The organism is Maribacter litoralis (assembly GCF_902506355.1).
In the GTDB taxonomy this organism is placed as follows: Bacteria; Bacteroidota; Bacteroidia; order Flavobacteriales; family Flavobacteriaceae; genus Maribacter; species Maribacter litoralis.
In genome coordinates this window covers 3,606,762-3,625,290 of sequence record NZ_LR733271.1, presented here as the reverse complement: position 1 = coordinate 3,625,290, position 18,529 = coordinate 3,606,762, and the positions used below count along the sequence as shown (strand labels likewise).

Annotated in this window: 22 protein-coding genes; 15 read left to right on the top strand and 7 right to left on the bottom strand. The window is 33.7% G+C overall.

The window, feature by feature from the left end:
• Positions 1–83: 83 nt before the first annotated feature.
• Both EXIGUO8A_RS15240 and EXIGUO8A_RS15235 read right to left on the bottom strand, forming a co-directional pair.
• The gene (locus EXIGUO8A_RS15240; protein WP_159303806.1) at positions 84–1,148 is read right to left on the bottom strand and encodes a FecR family protein; all 1,065 of its coding nucleotides are present in this window, start codon (positions 1,146–1,148) and stop codon (positions 84–86) included.
• A gap of 118 nt (positions 1,149–1,266) precedes the next feature.
• Positions 1,267–1,908, bottom strand: a complete 642-nt coding sequence (locus EXIGUO8A_RS15235; RefSeq protein WP_159303805.1) for an RNA polymerase sigma factor — start codon at positions 1,906–1,908, stop codon at positions 1,267–1,269.
• Positions 1,909–2,390: 482 nt separating this feature from the next.
• Here EXIGUO8A_RS15235 and EXIGUO8A_RS15230 point away from each other — a divergent pair, with 482 nt between their 5' ends.
• Positions 2,391–2,828: a response regulator gene (locus tag EXIGUO8A_RS15230; RefSeq protein WP_116768823.1), complete on the top strand. Its 438-nt coding sequence runs from the start codon at positions 2,391–2,393 to the stop codon at positions 2,826–2,828.
• Here the strand turns inward: EXIGUO8A_RS15230 and EXIGUO8A_RS15225 are convergent.
• Positions 2,821–3,258 carry a response regulator gene (locus EXIGUO8A_RS15225; protein WP_159303804.1) on the bottom strand — a complete coding sequence of 146 codons (438 nt, stop codon included), beginning with the start codon at positions 3,256–3,258 and terminating at the stop codon, positions 2,821–2,823. The two genes, EXIGUO8A_RS15230 and EXIGUO8A_RS15225, sit on opposite strands and share 8 nt — an antisense overlap.
• A gap of 226 nt (positions 3,259–3,484) precedes the next feature.
• Here EXIGUO8A_RS15225 and EXIGUO8A_RS15220 point away from each other — a divergent pair, with 226 nt between their 5' ends.
• Complete coding sequence (locus EXIGUO8A_RS15220) at positions 3,485–3,760, top strand: hypothetical protein (protein WP_159303803.1); 276 nt, start codon at positions 3,485–3,487, stop codon at positions 3,758–3,760.
• A gap of 37 nt (positions 3,761–3,797) precedes the next feature.
• Here EXIGUO8A_RS15220 and EXIGUO8A_RS15215 read toward each other — a convergent pair whose 3' ends face one another.
• A complete protein-coding gene (locus EXIGUO8A_RS15215; protein ID WP_159303802.1) occupies positions 3,798–4,181 on the bottom strand; it encodes a response regulator in 384 nt (127 codons plus the stop codon).
• 344 nt (positions 4,182–4,525) lie between these two features.
• On the opposite strand from EXIGUO8A_RS15215, the gene EXIGUO8A_RS15210 reads away from it, so the two are divergent.
• The 7 genes from EXIGUO8A_RS15210 to EXIGUO8A_RS15180 all read left to right on the top strand — a co-directional run bounded on the left by EXIGUO8A_RS15210 (position 4,526) and on the right by EXIGUO8A_RS15180 (position 11,006).
• Positions 4,526–5,581 carry a polysaccharide lyase family 7 protein gene (locus EXIGUO8A_RS15210; protein ID WP_159303801.1) on the top strand — a complete coding sequence of 352 codons (1,056 nt, stop codon included), beginning with the start codon at positions 4,526–4,528 and terminating at the stop codon, positions 5,579–5,581.
• 30 nt (positions 5,582–5,611) lie between these two features.
• A complete protein-coding gene (locus EXIGUO8A_RS15205) occupies positions 5,612–6,775 on the top strand; it encodes a DUF3095 family protein (protein WP_159303800.1) in 1,164 nt (387 codons plus the stop codon).
• A 133-nt stretch (positions 6,776–6,908) separates the two neighbouring features.
• On the top strand, positions 6,909–7,253 hold the full coding sequence (locus EXIGUO8A_RS15200) for a hypothetical protein (RefSeq protein ID WP_159303799.1): 345 nt from the start codon (positions 6,909–6,911) through the stop codon (positions 7,251–7,253).
• A gap of 2 nt (positions 7,254–7,255) precedes the next feature.
• Positions 7,256–7,414 carry a lmo0937 family membrane protein gene (locus EXIGUO8A_RS15195; RefSeq protein WP_116768816.1) on the top strand — a complete coding sequence of 53 codons (159 nt, stop codon included), beginning with the start codon at positions 7,256–7,258 and terminating at the stop codon, positions 7,412–7,414.
• A 108-nt stretch (positions 7,415–7,522) separates the two neighbouring features.
• The gene (locus EXIGUO8A_RS15190) at positions 7,523–9,160 is read left to right on the top strand and encodes an ABC-F family ATP-binding cassette domain-containing protein (RefSeq protein WP_159303798.1); all 1,638 of its coding nucleotides are present in this window, start codon (positions 7,523–7,525) and stop codon (positions 9,158–9,160) included.
• Between the two features lie 124 nt (positions 9,161–9,284).
• Complete coding sequence (locus EXIGUO8A_RS15185) at positions 9,285–10,037, top strand: DUF6882 domain-containing protein (protein WP_236564502.1); 753 nt, start codon at positions 9,285–9,287, stop codon at positions 10,035–10,037.
• 537 nt (positions 10,038–10,574) lie between these two features.
• Positions 10,575–11,006 (top strand): hypothetical protein, encoded by a 432-nt coding sequence (locus EXIGUO8A_RS15180; protein ID WP_159303796.1) that lies wholly within the window; start codon positions 10,575–10,577, stop codon positions 11,004–11,006.
• Between the two features lie 451 nt (positions 11,007–11,457).
• Here EXIGUO8A_RS15180 and EXIGUO8A_RS15175 read toward each other — a convergent pair whose 3' ends face one another.
• Complete coding sequence (locus EXIGUO8A_RS15175) at positions 11,458–12,513, bottom strand: IS110 family RNA-guided transposase (RefSeq protein WP_159303795.1); 1,056 nt, start codon at positions 12,511–12,513, stop codon at positions 11,458–11,460.
• 272 nt (positions 12,514–12,785) lie between these two features.
• Between EXIGUO8A_RS15175 and EXIGUO8A_RS15170 the strand changes: the two genes are divergently transcribed.
• The 3 genes from EXIGUO8A_RS15170 to EXIGUO8A_RS15160 all read left to right on the top strand — a co-directional run bounded on the left by EXIGUO8A_RS15170 (position 12,786) and on the right by EXIGUO8A_RS15160 (position 15,019).
• Positions 12,786–13,196 carry a hypothetical protein gene (locus EXIGUO8A_RS15170; protein ID WP_159303794.1) on the top strand — a complete coding sequence of 137 codons (411 nt, stop codon included), beginning with the start codon at positions 12,786–12,788 and terminating at the stop codon, positions 13,194–13,196.
• A 282-nt stretch (positions 13,197–13,478) separates the two neighbouring features.
• Positions 13,479–14,408 carry a hypothetical protein gene (locus EXIGUO8A_RS15165; protein ID WP_159303793.1) on the top strand — a complete coding sequence of 310 codons (930 nt, stop codon included), beginning with the start codon at positions 13,479–13,481 and terminating at the stop codon, positions 14,406–14,408.
• Between the two features lie 158 nt (positions 14,409–14,566).
• The gene (locus EXIGUO8A_RS15160) at positions 14,567–15,019 is read left to right on the top strand and encodes a WapI family immunity protein (protein WP_159303792.1); all 453 of its coding nucleotides are present in this window, start codon (positions 14,567–14,569) and stop codon (positions 15,017–15,019) included.
• A gap of 225 nt (positions 15,020–15,244) precedes the next feature.
• On the opposite strand, the gene EXIGUO8A_RS15155 is transcribed toward EXIGUO8A_RS15160, so the two are convergent.
• Positions 15,245–15,679 carry a cupin domain-containing protein gene (locus EXIGUO8A_RS15155; protein WP_159303791.1) on the bottom strand — a complete coding sequence of 145 codons (435 nt, stop codon included), beginning with the start codon at positions 15,677–15,679 and terminating at the stop codon, positions 15,245–15,247.
• Between the two features lie 72 nt (positions 15,680–15,751).
• Between EXIGUO8A_RS15155 and EXIGUO8A_RS15150 the strand changes: the two genes are divergently transcribed.
• The 3 genes from EXIGUO8A_RS15150 to EXIGUO8A_RS15140 all read left to right on the top strand — a co-directional run bounded on the left by EXIGUO8A_RS15150 (position 15,752) and on the right by EXIGUO8A_RS15140 (position 17,902).
• Positions 15,752–16,345, top strand: a complete 594-nt coding sequence (locus tag EXIGUO8A_RS15150) for a TetR/AcrR family transcriptional regulator (RefSeq protein WP_159303790.1) — start codon at positions 15,752–15,754, stop codon at positions 16,343–16,345.
• Between the two features lie 150 nt (positions 16,346–16,495).
• Entirely contained in the window at positions 16,496–17,074 is a 579-nt protein-coding gene (locus tag EXIGUO8A_RS15145) for a Crp/Fnr family transcriptional regulator (RefSeq protein WP_159303789.1), read from the top strand.
• Between the two features lie 57 nt (positions 17,075–17,131).
• Entirely contained in the window at positions 17,132–17,902 is a 771-nt protein-coding gene (locus EXIGUO8A_RS15140; protein WP_159303788.1) for an MBL fold metallo-hydrolase, read from the top strand.
• A gap of 136 nt (positions 17,903–18,038) precedes the next feature.
• On the opposite strand, the gene EXIGUO8A_RS15135 is transcribed toward EXIGUO8A_RS15140, so the two are convergent.
• Positions 18,039–18,527: an FABP family protein gene (locus EXIGUO8A_RS15135; RefSeq protein WP_159303787.1), complete on the bottom strand. Its 489-nt coding sequence runs from the start codon at positions 18,525–18,527 to the stop codon at positions 18,039–18,041.
• Positions 18,528–18,529 lie beyond the last annotated feature (2 nt).

Sequence of the window (18,529 nt, the reverse complement as noted above, 5' to 3'; positions counted from 1 at the left end):
GGAAGATGCGGGAACATCTTCTGGCTTTTTTATTTATTGCTACTTCAAAAAAAAAAATGCTTTCAGTTCATTGGCGTTTGGTATTACTTGATTAATATTTGATTTTCGGTTTGTATGTATTCCATATTGGTACTTTCCTTAATACTATTTATTACGGAAAGAATATCTTCGTTTAAATCTAGGTAACCTGAAAAGGTCTCGGTAGCCAAACTCTCATTGTCAATTATGATATCAATATTGTAATAACGAGAAATACGTTTTAAGATAAATTGAAGGTCATTGTTCTTAAAAATCAGAACACCTTCTTTCCAAGAAAAGTAATTGTCTACATTCACTTTTTCAGAAACAATACTTTTGCTATTCTTATCAAAACTTGCTTTAGTACCAGGTGTAATCTTCATTTTGTCGGTATGGGAAGAAGCTTGGTTTATATCTTTAAAGCTTATTTGAACACTACCACTTTTTAATATAGTATTGGTTGCATTTTCATCGGGATAATTGGTGACTCCAAAAACAGTTCCTAAAACCTCTACTACTTGATAATCTGAAATAACATGAAAAGGTTTCTTTTCGTTATGTGTTACATCAAAAATTGCTTCACCAACAATATATACCTCTCTTTTATCTCCATTAAAAGCAATGGGGTATACCAATTTAGAACCTGAATTAAGCCAAACTTTCGTACCATCTGAAAGCGTAAGGTTTGAACGTTTACCATATGGCACCGATAGCGTATTGAATACTGCCTTTTTATTTTTGGTTGCCTTTTGGTTCACTACTTCATCTGCTCCAATAGTTACATTTTCACCAGTGTTAGAATAATTTACAGATGCAACATCTTCTTTGATCTTTAAACTATTGCCTTCTCCTAACGTAAGTACAACCTCACCTTCTTTAAGGCTGTCATTATCGGCATCGGTAGAATTAACGAAATCTGTAATTGAACTTTCAACATTAACGGTGTTGAAATAATAAAAGGTTAAGCCTATACAACCTATTAAACAAGCTGCCGCTAAGCCAGAAAACCAAAAATTTCTTTTCTTAGTTTTCTTTTGGTGTATTGTATTGAAAATCCTTTTTTTCAAAGCTGAAGTCTCCTCTTCAGTCATAGATGAAAAATTGATATTTTTAGGATTTATTTTTTCCATAGTTAAGTATTGATTTAATGATTTGGTTTCTTCGAAAACCTTATCATAGCACTCTAAAATAATAAGTAAGAAAATGTATTTATATAGACAGTTATTACGAGAAAATTATTACAAATAATTATCTTAAAGCTTTCAAAGCCCTATAAACTATAGTTCTAGCGGTCTGTACAGAAACTTCCATTATTTCAGAAATTTCTTCGTAACTCTTATCTTGGTTAAATCTTAGGAAAAGACCTCTTCTTTGTTTTTTAGTTAATGACTCCAACGCATTTGCTAAAACCATTCGCTTTTCGGTGAGCCTTTCTTTTTTAATGATTTCTTCTTCACAAGAAGTAGTATAATTTCTTGTTTGTTCATTTAAAGAATATTGATATTCTTCTGTAACCGAAATTGTTTTAGTCGCGTATTTTCGATTAATTTTTCTCTTTAAACTTCTGAACAGATAGTACTTTACATTATCTGTCATTGATAAGTTTTCTCTGTACTTATACAAATCAACGAATAGGTCATGAATACAATCCATAACATACGTTCTGTCTTTGGTACAATTTATACCATAGCTAAATAAACAGTCTACATATATATTGTATAAATCTCCAAGTGCAGACTCATCACCATCAATTAGTTTTTTCCAGATTACCGTCTCAGTATTCTTGACAACAAAAACTTTTTGATTTCCTGATTTCGGAATCTTTTCAGACGCTGGATCCATTCCAAAATCGGAATTTACAGCTAAACCATGTTTATTACGTTTTTGCATCTAGTAAAGAATTTAATGGAATCATCAACAATTCCTTTCTATTCTAAGCAATCAATTTAAGTTTTATAGACATTCTTGAGAAAAATTTAATGATTTATGGCATTTCACTAATAATATAGCATCTAAAATTTGTCATTCCTAATCAAGACGCCCTTAAATTTCCATTTTGATAATTTTTTTTAACATTTTATTTACTCGGATAAATAAAATGACGAAATTATGGTCTACATATAGAATGTAAAAGTTGTTTAATCTATTATTGAACTAAATACCTCAATAAAAATTTAAATAAGAGAATATAGGGAATGCATGGAACAGCCCTAAAATAAGAGGCTCTGAAAGATGAGCAAAAAAAAAAATCAACCCCGTAAATATTACTGCGCAAAACAGTTACAGGTTTATTTGATTTTGTTATTAGACCTACATTTTAAACGATAACTTTATAAGAAATTGGGCTGCAAGGCTTTAACAAATTATTTATTATGATAGACTATAGTTTTTTTAGCCCCTTAGCCTACGCAGATGACGATGAAGATGACAGAATGTTCTTTTCTGATGCCATGAATGAAATATTTCCTGGTATTAATATGAAACTTTTTCACAACGGAGAAGTGCTTGTCACTTATTTGCTCTCCACCATTACTAACGGTATTGTACCTAAAATCATTTTTTTAGATTTGAACATGCCTATTATGAATGGGTTTGAATGTTTATCAGTTTTAAAGAAAAATACATTGTTAAGTAAAATACCTGTCGTAATTTATTCAACATCTTCTTCTGAGAGAGACCGGAGTAAAATTTTAGAAATGGGTGCCACTCGTTTTGTAACGAAAGAAATGTCCTTTAAAAAAATGCTTTTACAATTAAAGGCTACTATGGACGATCTTTATTGCAACGAGTTAAATTCTAAACTTATTTAAGGATTATAAATTCGTTGTTTTCAACTTGTTTCTTTTTGAACTTTTGGACCTTGTTTAAAGATTCTAAAAGCAACCTTTTTAACTCTTTATACGAAGATGATTTCTTTAAAAATTGGTTTGCCCCATCATCTTTTAATTGATTTACTTCTCGTTCCCTATAAATTCCCGAATATGCTATTACGTATATATCGTTGAATTTTTTAAAATTTCTAATATCCATTAAACATTCAAACCCGTCCATGATGGGCATGTACAAGTCAAGAAAGATTACATGTGGCAAGCAATCATCAGAAAAAAGCTTGTCCATAAGATCTACGCCGTTGTTAAATTGAATAACCTCAGTATTCAAGGGTATATCATCTAACGCTTCTATGAAAAAACTTCGATCTTCATGGTCATCATCTGCTATATAAATGTTCAATGCTGTCATTATTCAGTGAGATATCAATATATCCTCCAAAATTATAAGGAAATCCTTTAAAAATGAATACTATCCGTATAGAATTATAACTCAAAAGAATAAAATTTCGTTGAACGATCCAAAGGTGTCGTTGGTATAAAAAAATGAAAAATAAAAATAAATTTATGTAGTAAAATACTTACATTTAGATTTGAACGTTATTATTAAAATAGGTTCCCATTAAATAATTATAATTATGATGGCAACAGACGAGCAGAACGAAATCTTAAGGGTACTTCAAAAGTATCAAAAAGATTATTACACTAGAGGAAATGCTTTTGAAGCCTATACCTATTTGAAGGAATCAACTTCAAAAATCAGATTCGATGATAACTTTATTTCATCTCAATTTCAAAAAAGACTTCTTCAATTAAAAGAGGTTGAACTAATAACCGATCTTGATTTGTATGCAGAAAAATTTGCTGAAAATCTCTTGAAGTTGATTCTAATACTCAAAAATCCTAAAAAGTAAAAAAAATATGGAAAACTGTAGTTACTAACCTTAACTACTACTTTATCATATTTTGAATCATGTTTCTAGATACAGGCTTTTCATAATAACCCTCTATAAATTGATGTTGCTTAGCCTTTTCCCTATCCTTTGAGTTTGTAAACGCCGACATGACAAACACTTTAGTAGCATTAATATTTGCATTGTAATGCTGTAGTTGATCTATAAACTCCCATCCATTCATTTCTGGCATCACAAGATCTAATAAAATATAATCTGGTATAGGTTTGTCTTCCTTTCTTAATTGGGTCAACAGATCTAAAGCTTCAATAGCACTTTCACAAACATAAATTTGCGAATCTTCACCACATTGTTCAACTGCATATCTTGCCGTAAACTGTGAAACCAAATCATCATCAATAACCAAAAACACAGCACTCATGTAATAGTTGTATTAAGTATATTGTAAATATACATTTGTTAAGGTAGGCAAATTTAAATTTTACGTTCAATTGCGTTATAACAAGATGAAAACAGCAAGGCGTAAAAAAGGCCTCTGAAATTAGAGACCTTTTTCCAACTATATACTATTTACACTAACCATTAACAAACGCATACAGTTGAACTTACTTTAAACTAAACGTATGTCAAAATTAACGAAGCATACCCACTATGCTTATTCCATTTAAGCATATATTTAACTGTTTTACTTGAAATTAGGTAACATTACCAAAAATGACAGTTGGTCTATGTATATTTAAAAAAGTGAACTAAACAACAATTAGAATGATTTTACGCAACAATTATTATTTAACCACATTGGCAATTATTACCATGGGAATTTCGGTTTTATCTTGTAAAAACAAGGCAAAAAAAACTGCGGTTACAGAAAAGGAAAAAACCGTATACCCTAGTGATGTTATTCCATTCATGGATGAATTTAAAATTCTCTGTGGTGATGGTAAAAGTTTTAACGACTTAGCCAATGTTGAGCATAAAGATTTCTTTTATGTGGAAAATGAGAACAATACTAATTGGGTCGTTTATAAAGCACCAAATTCTGGTGTTACTTCTAAAACATCGAGCAACACAAGAACAGAGTTGGGCCAAAAAGAAGAATGGAAACCAGATACAGGCGGTAAACTAACCGGCACCTTAAAAGTGAAGCATGTTTCTACTTCTGGTGATGCAAGGGTTGCGGCTTCCTATTCTGTGGTTATAGGTCAAATTCATGGTACGGAAGGCCATGAGAACGAACCGCTAAAAATCTTTTACAAAAAATTTCCAGGTCATACTAAAGGCTCTGTTTTTTGGAACTATGAGATCAACACTAAAGGCGACAATTCTAAACGATGGGATTATTCTACTGCAGTTTGGGGCTACGATATGTCGATCGTTGGTGATACCCCTAACACCTACCCGACCGAACCGGAAGACGGAATTGAATTGGGCGAGGAGTTCAGCTATGAAATCAATGTATATAAAGGCATCATGTATTTGACATTTAAAAGCGGTGGCCATGAAACAAAACAATTCACCAAAAGTTTGATACAGACCGATTTCGGAACTTCATCTGATATTCCTGAACAAATAGTGACACTATATGCTGCCATAGGTCGCGATGGTGTAGAAAGAGATAGTGCCTATGCCGGCGAATTACAAAATTTTAAGCAAGGTGCCTACAACCAGACCAACGGCAAAGACCCAGAAGAAAATATTGTTTGGCATACCGGGTCGGAAACCTATAACGGAGATATCAAAAAACAATACGAAAACGGTTGCTATACAGAGGTTTGGTTTAAAGAAGCTACGGTTGGTTCCGGCACTCCACCGCAACATTAATAATTTCTCATTGTAGGTTACACAAGGTTAATGGCAGACAATCAATTCTATAAAATACTCCGTCCTTTTAAAGGTACACTCATAAATTTATTAGATAGTGAGACCTATTTTGTAGATGTACCAAACACTTGGCATGTAGTAGTGGTAGACATCTTAAATTCTACCAATGCGGTAAATAACGGTAATCACCATCAGGTGAATTTAACGGCCACAGGTGCTATTATCTCCGTACTCAATTCGCTTAGAAAAGCAAAGGGAGGCAATGAAATTCCGTATTTCTTTGGTGGCGATGGCGCAACCTTTATTGTACCGTCATTATTACTACAAAAAACCATAAGCGTTCTCGATAATTACAGCGTACATATCAAGAGTAAAATTGATTTGGTACTTCGTGTAGGTGAAATACCCGTTAGTCATCTGATCGAGAAAAATATCCAGTTAAAAATCGCAAAGCACCGCCTGACCGAAAAATTATCAATTCCCGTTGTTTTAGGGAACGGATTAAAAGTAGCCGAAGACATAATCAAATCATCCTTCAAGGAGAAGGAAACCAAATCATTTGATGAAACACTTTTCAATTTAGAAGGAATGGAATGCCGTTGGGATCAAATTTTACCCGATCAACAACAAGCAAAGGTAGTATGCCTATTGCTAGATGCTACATCAGAAGATAACCAACGTATTGTGTATAAAGATGTACTTGCACAAATGGACAAGGAATTCGGGAATTTTGAAAATAGGCAGCCCATAAAAAGTAACAATCTTAAATTAGACCCCAACCCTACCAAAGTGTGGGAAGAAATGAAAATTAAACTAACCTCCACTAGCTGGATCTACTTTTTTAAAAGCTGGTTAAAGACCAATTTTGGCAGAATTTACTTGAACCTTACAAGTAGCGGAAAACAATACCTGAACCAAATTGAACAACTGTCGCACACCTTTATGTTAGACGGCATGATCAATACCGTATTTACTGCAGAACAGGACAATATTAATCGGTTTATTAACTTTTTAGATGGCATGGAAAAAGAGAATAAATTAATTTACGGTATTCACGTTACCCATGCATCGGTTATGTCTTGTTATGTTCTTGATCGTAGAACTAGCCACTCCCACTTTGTAGATGGTACTGAAGGTGGCTATACCTCTGCTGCGAAAATGTTCAAAAATAAAAAGAAGGCTTTGTCGGTTTAGCAACTATATCAACATTGACCGTTATTCTTATCATCAAATTTTATCCCGTCAATTAAAGTAATATTAGAGCAACGCTGAAATGTTGTGTCTCACTACCTTGTTGCTACTTTAACGAATACATAAAATTATAACGATGATTACAGAAGATAAGAGTAAAGATAAATTACGTTCTACAGGCGGATTACAGAATAACGTACCCCAACATCAAAATATAGCTGATCATGGCAATACACAGAAAGAAGTTGGTAAACCCGTAAATAATGGCGGCGTAGCCACTGCTACATATGATATACATGTAGAAAAGCAATGGATGGCGGTAAAAGATGAATACTTGGCAAATTTTCCTGAAACGGAAGATTTAGATGCCAACAATGAACCGGACAGTCTAGGTGCACTTATAGCCAAAATTGCTGAAAGAAGACAGAAATCTACCGAAGAAATCCATACGGAAATAATGAACTGGCCAACAAAAAAATAAGGATGAAGAATATCATATATTTTATTATTGTGGCCCTGATTATAGGGTGGATTTTGGGCTTTGTAGTATTTAAAATTCTTGGGGCACTTATACACCTATTGCTTGTACTTGCCGTTGTACTTTTAATTTATAACTGGTTAAGCAATAAAAAAAGCACATAGAGACCCGTCTGCGACAATTAAATCTAGCATTGATCTGCTATAAGTTTTTAATGCGGTTAGTAAAAAGCACCATATCTTATTACTAGTTTTGCATTTTAAATTTATAGCATGATCTCAGTAGACAATTTAGCCGTTGAATTTAGTGGCACTACCCTTTTTAGCGATGTTTCATTTGTAATAAATCCGACCGACAAAATTGCCCTTATGGGTAAAAACGGAGCCGGAAAATCTACCATGATGAAAATTATTGCCGGCGAACAGAACGGAACTCGAGGTAATGTTCGTGTGCCCAAAGATGCGGTAATTGCCTACCTGCCCCAACACCTACTTACCGAAGATGATTGCACCGTTTTTGAAGAAGCCGCAAAAGCATTTAAGCATGTTTTTGATATGCGTGATGAAATGGATAAGCTGAACAAAGAGCTGGAAACAAGAACTGATTATGAAAGTGATGCTTACATGGGCATTATTGAAAAGGTATCCGATATTGGTGAAAAATACTATGCTTTAGAAGATGTAAACTATGATGCTGAAGTAGAAAAAGCATTAAAGGGATTAGGCTTTAAACAAGAAGATTTTACAAGGCAGACCAATGAATTTAGCGGTGGTTGGCGCATGCGTATAGAACTGGCCAAAATTCTGTTACAGAAACCAGATTTAATTCTGTTAGATGAGCCCACTAACCATATTGATATAGAATCGGTTATTTGGCTAGAAGATTTTTTATTGAACAAAGCCAATGCGGTTATGGTCATTTCGCATGACAGGGCTTTTATAGATAACATTACCAACCGCACCATAGAAGTCACCATGGGGCGTATTTATGACTATAAGGCAAACTATTCACACTATCTGCAATTACGTGAAGACCGAAGGGCTCACCAAATCAAAGCTTACCAAGAACAACAAAAGTTCATTGCCGATAATATGGCATTTATTGAACGTTTTAAAGGCACCTACTCCAAAACCAACCAGGTAAACTCTAGAGAGCGAATGCTTGAAAAGTTGGAAATTATTGAAATTGACGAAATAGATACTTCATCGTTAAAGCTTCGTTTTCCACCAGCGCCGCGTTCTGGTGACTACCCAGTAACCGTAAAAGATGTGTCTAAATCCTATGATGGGCATGTGGTATTCAAAAATGCAAATATGTCCATCTCCAGAGGAGAAAAAGTCTCTTTTGTAGGTAGAAACGGTGAAGGTAAATCTACCATGATAAAGGCTATTTTAAATGAAATACCCGTGGAAGGCACTTGCCAATTGGGGCACAATGTAAAAGTGGGCTATTTTGCACAGAACCAGGCATCATTATTAGACCCAGACCTTACAATATTTCAAACGGTAGATGAAGTTGCCTTTGGCGATATTCGAAATCAGATCAAGAATATATTGGGCAGATTTATGTTCAGCGGTGATGATATCGATAAAAAAGTAAGTATGCTATCCGGTGGGGAAAAAACCCGTTTAGCCATGGTGAAATTATTGTTAGAACCTGTAAACTTATTAATATTGGATGAGCCTACAAATCACCTAGATCTAAAATCAAAAGATGTGTTGAAAGAAGCGCTATCTACATACGATGGTACACTTATTCTTGTTTCTCACGATCGAGATTTTTTACAAGGCCTGTCTCAAAAAGTATTTGAATTTAAAGAGCAACGCGTTATCGAACATTTTGAAACGATTGATGCTTTCTTAGAGCGAAACCGAATTAAAAGCATTGCCGAAATTAACTTGATGAAGTAATAATCTTTTTCTCTTTTTTATTTTTTTTTAAATTACCGATATAATAGAAATATGTGCAATTGTGCACATATACAATTGTTGTGCTTAATGTTGAAAAAACAGAATTGAATTGATATTTAGACCATTGAAATACAAGAAATTCGCTCAAAAAGCGGTTGACAAACTACAAGAAAGTCAGTCTGAGTTTCGAGCAAAATACGATACGGATAATTATGCTAGTTGGTTTTATAATCAATCTAGTGAAACATTAAGATTATATAGTGACGACAAAGAAATATACTTCCGATATATTCCAGTCGGAACATTTTCCCTGAATACCAATACTTGGATGTGGGCTTGGGCTAATGAAGATTCTATTGAGCCTAGAAAATTTCGGACACTAAAAATAAAAGAGTTCGGAGAGAAAAAAAACTACGAAAATCTAAGCAATGCGCTTATTGACGGAGACAAATATACAGGTTGGGAATCAACGGCAATTGCTTTCGATATAATAGGCGGAATAGGAACTTATCGAGTCATTTCCGACCATTTAGAAGTATACTTTTTATTAACCGAACAGATAACGAAAGAACAAGTCGAAAAAATTGAAAGCGAATTAATAGAATGTAGCACTCACGGAAAATTAAGGACAGCATTTATTTGCCAACACTTGAACACCGAAAACAAAACAGGGTTTGAAGAAGCTTTTGAAACCTATCGTGGAATGGAATTAGGCGAAGATGATGACTTACAAGCTTGGTGTGCAGAATGCGAAAAAGAGCGCCTTAAAGATGATGGTTGGAATGATGAATCAATGGAATTTGCTAAAATCAAATTGGTTTGTGAAAGATGTTACTTTGAGATTAAGGAATCCAATCTAGACGCAAAAAAACACTAAGCACAACAAAACCTAAACGTAATGCGGACTTTAGGGCAAAACCGAAAGGTCTGTGTATATTTATAAAGCCGCTAAATCTTATGGATTTAGCTTTGGAACAAAAAAAATAAAAGCAAAACAATAAGCTTTAGCTTCGTGCGCAGACGGAAACGAAAAGTTTCCTTACTTCCGCACTAAGCTTAGCCGAGACGTTAGCAAAAATAGCTCAAAACATAAATTTTCTGAGTAATTTAAACCGACATACCAAACTTTCTTACTCAAATAAAAATCAACACAAAGACATAATTACTGAAATTTTTGATGCTTTTCAGCAAAATTGAACACAGACAGACATCACTCTTGTGTATTCGTAGTCTGTACGGAATTATTAGTAAGTATCTTACGAAAGATTTCTTTCGGTGTAATAATCATGCAGCCATAAATAATAATTATGAAATACTACAGTTAGTATAAAGCAACAAAATTTAATCAAGAAATAAAACTGCATTAGCTTTATTAATAAAAAGAATATTTGCAGTAATATAAATTTAAAAAACTATGAAAATAACTTTAACATTAATTCTCTTTATAACTTTTTCTTTGGCATCTAACTTTATCATGACCGCGCAGAAAACAGAGGAACAAAAAGACCTTATTGAAACAATTAACACTAAGATTAAAAATGCCGCACTCAATAATAATTTTACAACATCTATTGTAGTTTGGAAAAAGGAGTTAAGAGTTCTAAATAGATTTAAAAACATAAAGTTTACAGTAGATATTGATAAAATCAAAAATGTAAGTGTTAAAAAACAAAATGGATATTATCAAATAAAAATTTTTGCTCCGTGGGGTATAGATGTACCTACAAGTGGAAGCGAAACTAAGCTTGGAACTGCTCCAATCAGTGCTAGAATGAAAAACAAAAAACTTGTTAAAAGTATTGTTTTAGATATCAAAACTCTAATTGCAAGTTATCAGATTAAGTAACATTCTGAAATTTTAATATAACGTTTGTGTTACCAAACTTCCTTTTTAGGCAATCTTTATTTAAACATGGCTCAATCGAACTGGAATCGGCTTATAAATTTTCCAATCTATATAAAGAGCCATTGCTTATTCATACGCTTCACTACTTTTGCTAACAAAACCTCCTATGAAAAGCCTTCGTCCAGTTCTCTCTAAAGTTAATTAATATTTTCTTTTTTGCCTTAAACCACCTTTTTTTCTTTTAATATAACTTGCTCGCACTCCTATGTGTGATCGGTTCGAAACTTGAAACGTCACCGGCATCTGTATGATTATAAATTATAATAAAACCGGTCACTTGCTAAAAATGTGATCCTAAATAGTACAGGTCACGGGTTTTGTTTTGTGATACGGTTCTCACTACTATATTAGAGCTTTGTTATGATTTTTATTTTATTAGTTTTTCTGCTTATTATTCAATAACCCCAATGGTATATGGAACTTCTGTTTTAATTACCGCCAAGGTTCTACTTAGTAGCTTTCTAGCTACTTTGACAATGATACTTTTTACGTTCTTGCCTTGATGTTTACGATAGTAGGCCTGCATTACGGGGTCTGCACGTATCGCTTGCCAAGATGCCTCTACAAAATAACTTCTCAATAAGCGGTTTGCACGTGGGGTCATTCCCATTGTCCTTTGACTGTTTCCGCTTTGGTACATACTTGGTGCCAGACCTATGTAACCTGCCAAATGTTTAATGTTGTTGAAACGTCTTAAATCCCCTAGTTCACATAATATGCCACAGGCCACGATACCTCCGATTCCCGGTATACTTCTCAGTAATAGATAATCCTTCTTGTAATGCACTTTACAATACTTTCTCAGCTGGGTCGATACATCCCGAAGCTCTTGGTCCACAAAACGAAAAAAACGCATTCTACTCTCCAATGTGGCCTTCGCCGTTGGGTACTCGAACATTATATCATCCAGCCAATTGCGGTACTTGTGGCTCCAATGGTCATTGTCGAACTCTTCAGGTTCCCTGATTCCGAAATACAACAATTGCATCTTTATATAGCTCTTGACCCTTCTGAAATCCTTTACAAGGTCATTTCTGCGTCTGAACAGACTACGAAGTTCTTCACGTTTCCTGTCCGGCACTATGATACTCTGCAGTCGGTTATCCTTCAACTCTCTCGCTATCAACTGCGCATCTATCTTATCGGTCTTGGTATGTTTCTCTTTGCCCTTTCTATGAATGTCTGCAGGATTGACTACCAGACTTCGCCAACCGTAACTCTCAAAACAACGATGAGCGTGGTAACCGCAACAACCAGCTTCATAAGCTACGGTAACTTCATACTCCTTGAAATGTTTTGAAACATAAATATGTAATTGCTTTGGGTCGGGTGACATACTGAAAGATTTACCTGCGAACAGATCTGTTGCACAATGTACTTTCCAACTTCGTTTGTGAATATCGATACCAATGTATAACTTCGGGAAAGCAGTTTGTTGAGTGTTCATATCTTAATTGTTTTAGTGAACTTTAAAGATACTTGACTTGCTGCTTTTTCATCGATGCTAAACGTAATGCGGTCTATAGGGCAAAACCGAAAGGTCTGTGTATATTTATAATGCCGCTAAATCTTATGGATTTAGCTTTGGATAAAAAAATAAAACTAAACAATAAGCTTTAGCTTCGTGCGCAGACGGAAACGAAAAGTTTCCTTGCCTCCGCACTACGCTTAGCCGCAACGTAGTGCTTAAGTTGGAACAATTTTTGTTTCAATTAAACTATGAGAAAATCAATAACCCTTTTTACCTTCTTTTTAGCTTCATTAAGTTTTGGTCAAGAAATACCTATTTCTGAGTCCGACCTAGTTGGATATTGGACTCTTGAACAAATTGTAAAAGAAAATGATATTAATATAACGGTTTATAGACGCTGTAATATAAGTCAAAAAGGTACTGTATTAAGGTTTATGACAAATGGAGAATATCGTATAACTCATAAATTAGGAAGAAGGACTTGCGGAAATGAAACTCGCCCTAAAAATGTAATCGGATATTTTAATCTGGACCCCGAATTCCGAAAATTAATGCTAGATAGTTATTCTAACTCACCTAAGACTGACTGGGATGTTATATGGATTGACGAAAACTCATTCGGGGTAAAAAAACCTAAGCACAACAATACCGAAACGTAATGCGGACTTTAGGGTAAAAACAAAAGGTCTTTGTATTTTTATAAAGTCGCTAAATAATTGGGATTTCGCTTTGGAACAAAAAAAAGAAAAAGCAAAACAATAAGCTTTAGCTACGTCGGCAGACGGAAACGAAAAGTTTCCTTACCACCGCCCTACGCTTAGCATAACCGTTCGGTTAATTTGAAAAAACAACTCGTCCTCGAAAAAACACAGTTCAGAAATAAAATATTCTGTAATTAAATAAAGGGATTTAGATTTGAGAAATCAAAATATTTAGACTGAATGAACAAGACTTTTAGAGTATTAAAAAAGATAATCTTATATACTTTCTCAATCCTATTATTCCTTTCAATTGCAGGTTACGTTTACCTCTATGTACTTCCGAAAGGACCTAAAATTACAGCAACCCAAAAAATCAATAACGGAATAGATTCTTTTGTTATATATGCTCATAAAGAAAGCGAGAGAAAATCGATTAAAGTATGGACTTACAAACCAGAAAATTGGAATGACAAAGACAAAATAGTTTTTGTAATGCACGGCGGAGGAAGAAACGCGGATGACTATCTAAATGCCTGGGTAAAATTAGCTGACAAGAACAACCTACTAATAGTTGCACCTGAATTCGAGAATAAATTTTCAAAATATACAACAAACGATTACCAAGAAGGAAATTTGTTTTCCTTTTTTGGAACTAAAAACCCAAAAAGCGAGTGGGCATATACAGTCGTAGAAAATATTTTTGATCATATCAAATCGGTTAACAGTATTACAAACGAACAATATGATATTTTTGGACATTCAGCTGGCGGACAATTTGTGCATAGAATGATAATGTTAATGCCAGAATCAAGAATTAGAACAGCTATCTCTGCCAATTCTGGATTTTATAGCTTACCAAAAGAAAATGTTGAATTTCCCTACGGTATAAAAAATACTGAAATAGATTTACAAAAATCTTACGAGAAAAGATTGATTATTTTATTAGGAGAACTTGATAATGACCCAAATTTAGGGACTTTCAGAACAACGGATTTGGCTATGGAACAAGGAACGCACAGATTGGAACGTGGAACAACTTTTTTTAATTCAAATATGGAATTAAAAAACAAGAATAATTGGATATTTAATTGGGAAATAGACACTATTAAAAATGTAGGTCACGACTATAAAAAAATGTCTAAACATTCAATTGAGTGGATAAAAAACTAACCCTAACACCGTGTATGATTCATTGCTAGTTAGTGTCTTCTTGCGAAAGTCCTAGCGGACTTTCTATTCGGTTTGTATTTGCTAAATTAGTTGCTGAAACACTTAACGAAATCATACACAAACACGTTGTGCCTAAGCTAAAAATTATACGAAATTAAATGATATTTCACGGCATTAATAACCAAACTGTAGAATTAAAAATTACGAATTATCAGTTTCCTAAAATAACGAATTGCGAATATGATTCTAATTGGTTATTGATTTATCTAAATGTAAAAAGTGACTGTGGAAATTGGCAAACTGTTGACCCATCACTTTTGGTTGGAGATGTAATAGATATAGTAGAGTGGTTCGAAAAAATATCTTTAAACAAAACGCCAAAATATGAATGTTTGGATTTTATCGAGCCAAATTTGGCATTTGAGCTAATCAAAGCTGGAGTGGACTTTAAAACTGTTCGCATAAAATTTGACTTAGAATCTAGACCTCAGAGTGCAGATGACAAAAAAGATTATTTTGTGGACTGTAAAATGGATAACTCGCAATTGCAAAAAGTCATAGAAGGACTAAAAAAAGAATTGCAACCGTATCCAAGAAGAGCGGTTGGATGAAAAAAGCCTACGCACAACAATGCCAAACGTAATGCGGACTTTAGGGCAAAACCGCAAGGTCTGTGTATAATTATGAAGTCGCTAATCCCGATAGCTATCGGGAATGAATTTAGCTTTTGAAAAAATACTAAACAATTTGCTTTAGCTTCGTGCGCAAACGGAAACAAAGGTTTCCTTGCCTCCGCACAATTAGCATAACCGTTAGCAACAAGCTGAAATCGTATATTATGCCTTTATATACATGTCAAAATCTGCTGCCGTTTGTATAACTTTCTGAATAACCTCTGGGGCAATCGAACGTTCTAAGGCATTATTCTCAGTTATTGGAATTCCTAAATTTTCAAAGAACTTCCTAAACCCTTTTGGACTGTGAATATTAACCCATTTACAAGGTTTATCACTGTTATTTCCGAACGTATGTAATGTTTTTGGCAAAATATCTATTGATTCTCCTGCTTTCAAAATCTTTATTTCACCATCGACCATAAATTCCATTTCACCTTCTACTATTAAGAATACTTCCTTATAAGAATAATGTAGATGAGAAGGAGGTCCTTGCGTCATTGCTGGACTCTCACCCATCATTAAATCGTAATCTGCTGAAGTATCATAGGTCGTAACCTTATGACCTAGTATCCATTTTGTTGTTGCGTTTTTCATTTTATGAGACATTTGTCTTACAAATATAAAATAAGATTTTTAATCCAACAATATTTATAAGATATTTGTCTTATGAACGATGAATATCTTAGCTCAGGTAGAGCAAATCAAAAGTTAGAAACAAGGAAAGAAATCATTGCCAGCGCAAAATATTTCATTGATAAGGGAAAGGAGTTTACTCTAGAAGATGTTGCTAAAAAAGCTAAAATATCCCGTGCCACAATTTATAGATACTACTCAAATGTAGATATATTAACAAGTGAAGCAGCCTTGGATATACCGAAAGATTCTGAAACTATTAACAAAGCCTTATACCATCTCAATATAGATGAAAGACTATTAGGTATACAAGAATATTATAATTCGTTCACAATAGATAACGAAAATGCTTTTAGAAAATATTTAAGCGTTGTAATAAAACCCAATAACGCCAATAATAAACGTGGAGCGAGGAGAAAAGAAACACTACAACTAGCCCTCAAAGAGTCCAATCTTAACCAAAAGGAGAAAAAAAAATTATCAAATCTGTTAACTGTTCTAATGGGTATGGAACCGTTGATAGTGACCAAAGACGTTTGTGGATTAAATAATAAGCAATCTAAAGAGTTGTTAAGTTGGGGAATGGAAATGATTCTGAAAGGGATTTCTATTGATAAAAAATTATAAAGCCATTTACCCACAATAGCTATTATTAATTGCGTCGGAGTTTTCTAAACGCAAATTCTTATCTTGCAATGATGGCTTGTTTATCTCGGAATAGTCCTCGGGGACGATTCCGTAACGAAACCATAGCCCCAACCTTTGGCAACAAGCTAAATGAACAACGAGCTAAAAGAAATATCGTCATTTTTTGAAACCGAATATCCATTAAATAAAGATGGACTACGGAAGTTGCTTTCGTTATTCAAATTAGAAAAAATTAAAAGAGGAACGCAACTTCTTAGCGCCGGAACGGAAGAAAAAAAATTGCGCTTTTTAAATAAAGGTGTCATAAGAGAATATTATGCAACTTCAGATAAAGAGACCAACATCAACTTCTATACCGAACCTCAGTTTATTACAGATTTAACTTCTTTTAACGCCAATACTAAAACGAAAAAATATCAAGAGGCTTTAAGTGATGTTGAGCTTCTTGCAATCGACAAAAGTTCCTTTAGAAAACTGCTAAATGAGTACGACTGTGGAAAATCATTTATAGAATTATCATTTCAACGGTTGCTTAGAAACAAAGAACTTTTTGAATACAATAGATTAACCAAAAGTCCGGAGGAACTTTACAATGAACTTTTCATTTACAGACCAAATTGGCTTGAAAAAATTCCACAATATCATATTGCTTCTTACTTAAATATTACACCTGAAACTTTAAGCCGAATCCGTAAGCGTATTTCTTGATTCAAATCAATGAAAAGTATGTTGTCTCATTATAATTTTGAATCTTAAAACAAATTTATGAAAATACATCACTTACGAAATGCCACAATGGTTATAGAGACTAAAGACCAATTTATTTTAGTTGACCCAATGCTAGGAGAAAAAGGAACTGCCGGACCACCTTTTACCCTTTTCAGATTTAAACCAAAGAGAAATCCAATTCTTGATTTACCAAATAATGCAATGGAGATTGTGAATAAAACAACACATTGTATAATAACACATTTACACCCAGACCATTTAGACAAAAAGGCAGAAGAATTTTTAAAAACAAATAATATCCCTATTACTTGTAGCATTAAGGATGAACAAACATTAAAAAAACGAGGTCTTAATGTAGTAGAAACTGTTGATTATTGGAAAAAATCTGATTTTTTAGGAGGAACTGTTGAAGGTATTCCAGCAAGGCACGGTTATGGTTTTGTTGCGAAACCAATGGGTAACGTTATGGGTTTCTATATCCAATTGCCAAATGAGAAAACTATTTATTTAAGTGCCGACACCATTTACACAGAAAATGTTGACAAAGTTTTAAAACAGTATAAACCCGACATCAACGTAGTCGCTTGTGGAACGGCGCAATTAGATATTTTTAAACCATTGCTAATGACCATGGATGATATTATTACATTTACCAACAACGCACCTGGAATTGTAATTGCAAATCATTTAGAAGCGGTTAACCACTGCCCTACGACAAGAGTACAACTTGCGACTGAACTTAAAAAACAAGGGTTAATCGAAAAAGCAAGAATACCGAATGATGGTGAAACAATTGAAATCGAATAAAGCTAGTTGCAGACAATTTAATGAGATTCATACTTGAAATTTGTATAACCCATTGCTAACTTAAATGCATAAACAAGCAACGAAAACATACACAAGACCGATTGCCTAAGCTAAAATTTCTAATTATAAAAACAGACTATATTTCTCTAATTAAACAAGCTCTAAGATGTAATTGATGTTTTACTGTTTTTGTTCCCATAAACATTTCATAGTTTAATGTTCCATTTTCAAAATTCCATACTCTTTTAGAAGTTTGCATCCTATCGTCATTAATAATTAATCTTGATTCAAACAAAAGCTGATAAGAATCTTTTGACATCTTAATTTTATTCAAATTCAAACACTCCATTCTACCATTTTCATGTACATTGTTCATGAAAAATTGTTCCTCATTTTCGAATGAAATAAATCCAGATTCCCAATGAGAGCTTCTTCTTTTTTGTGATGAACTTGGTTTAAGCCAAGTTCTTTGTTCATAATGAATAATAGCCCTTTGCTCATCCTTTTTAAACACTAAATATTCTATGAATTCAAAATTTTTAATTGTTGGAAATATTCCTGAACCCTCACCTTTCCAAGTGCCAACAATACTGTTGGCAAACGGCTCAAAACTAAATTTGCACATAG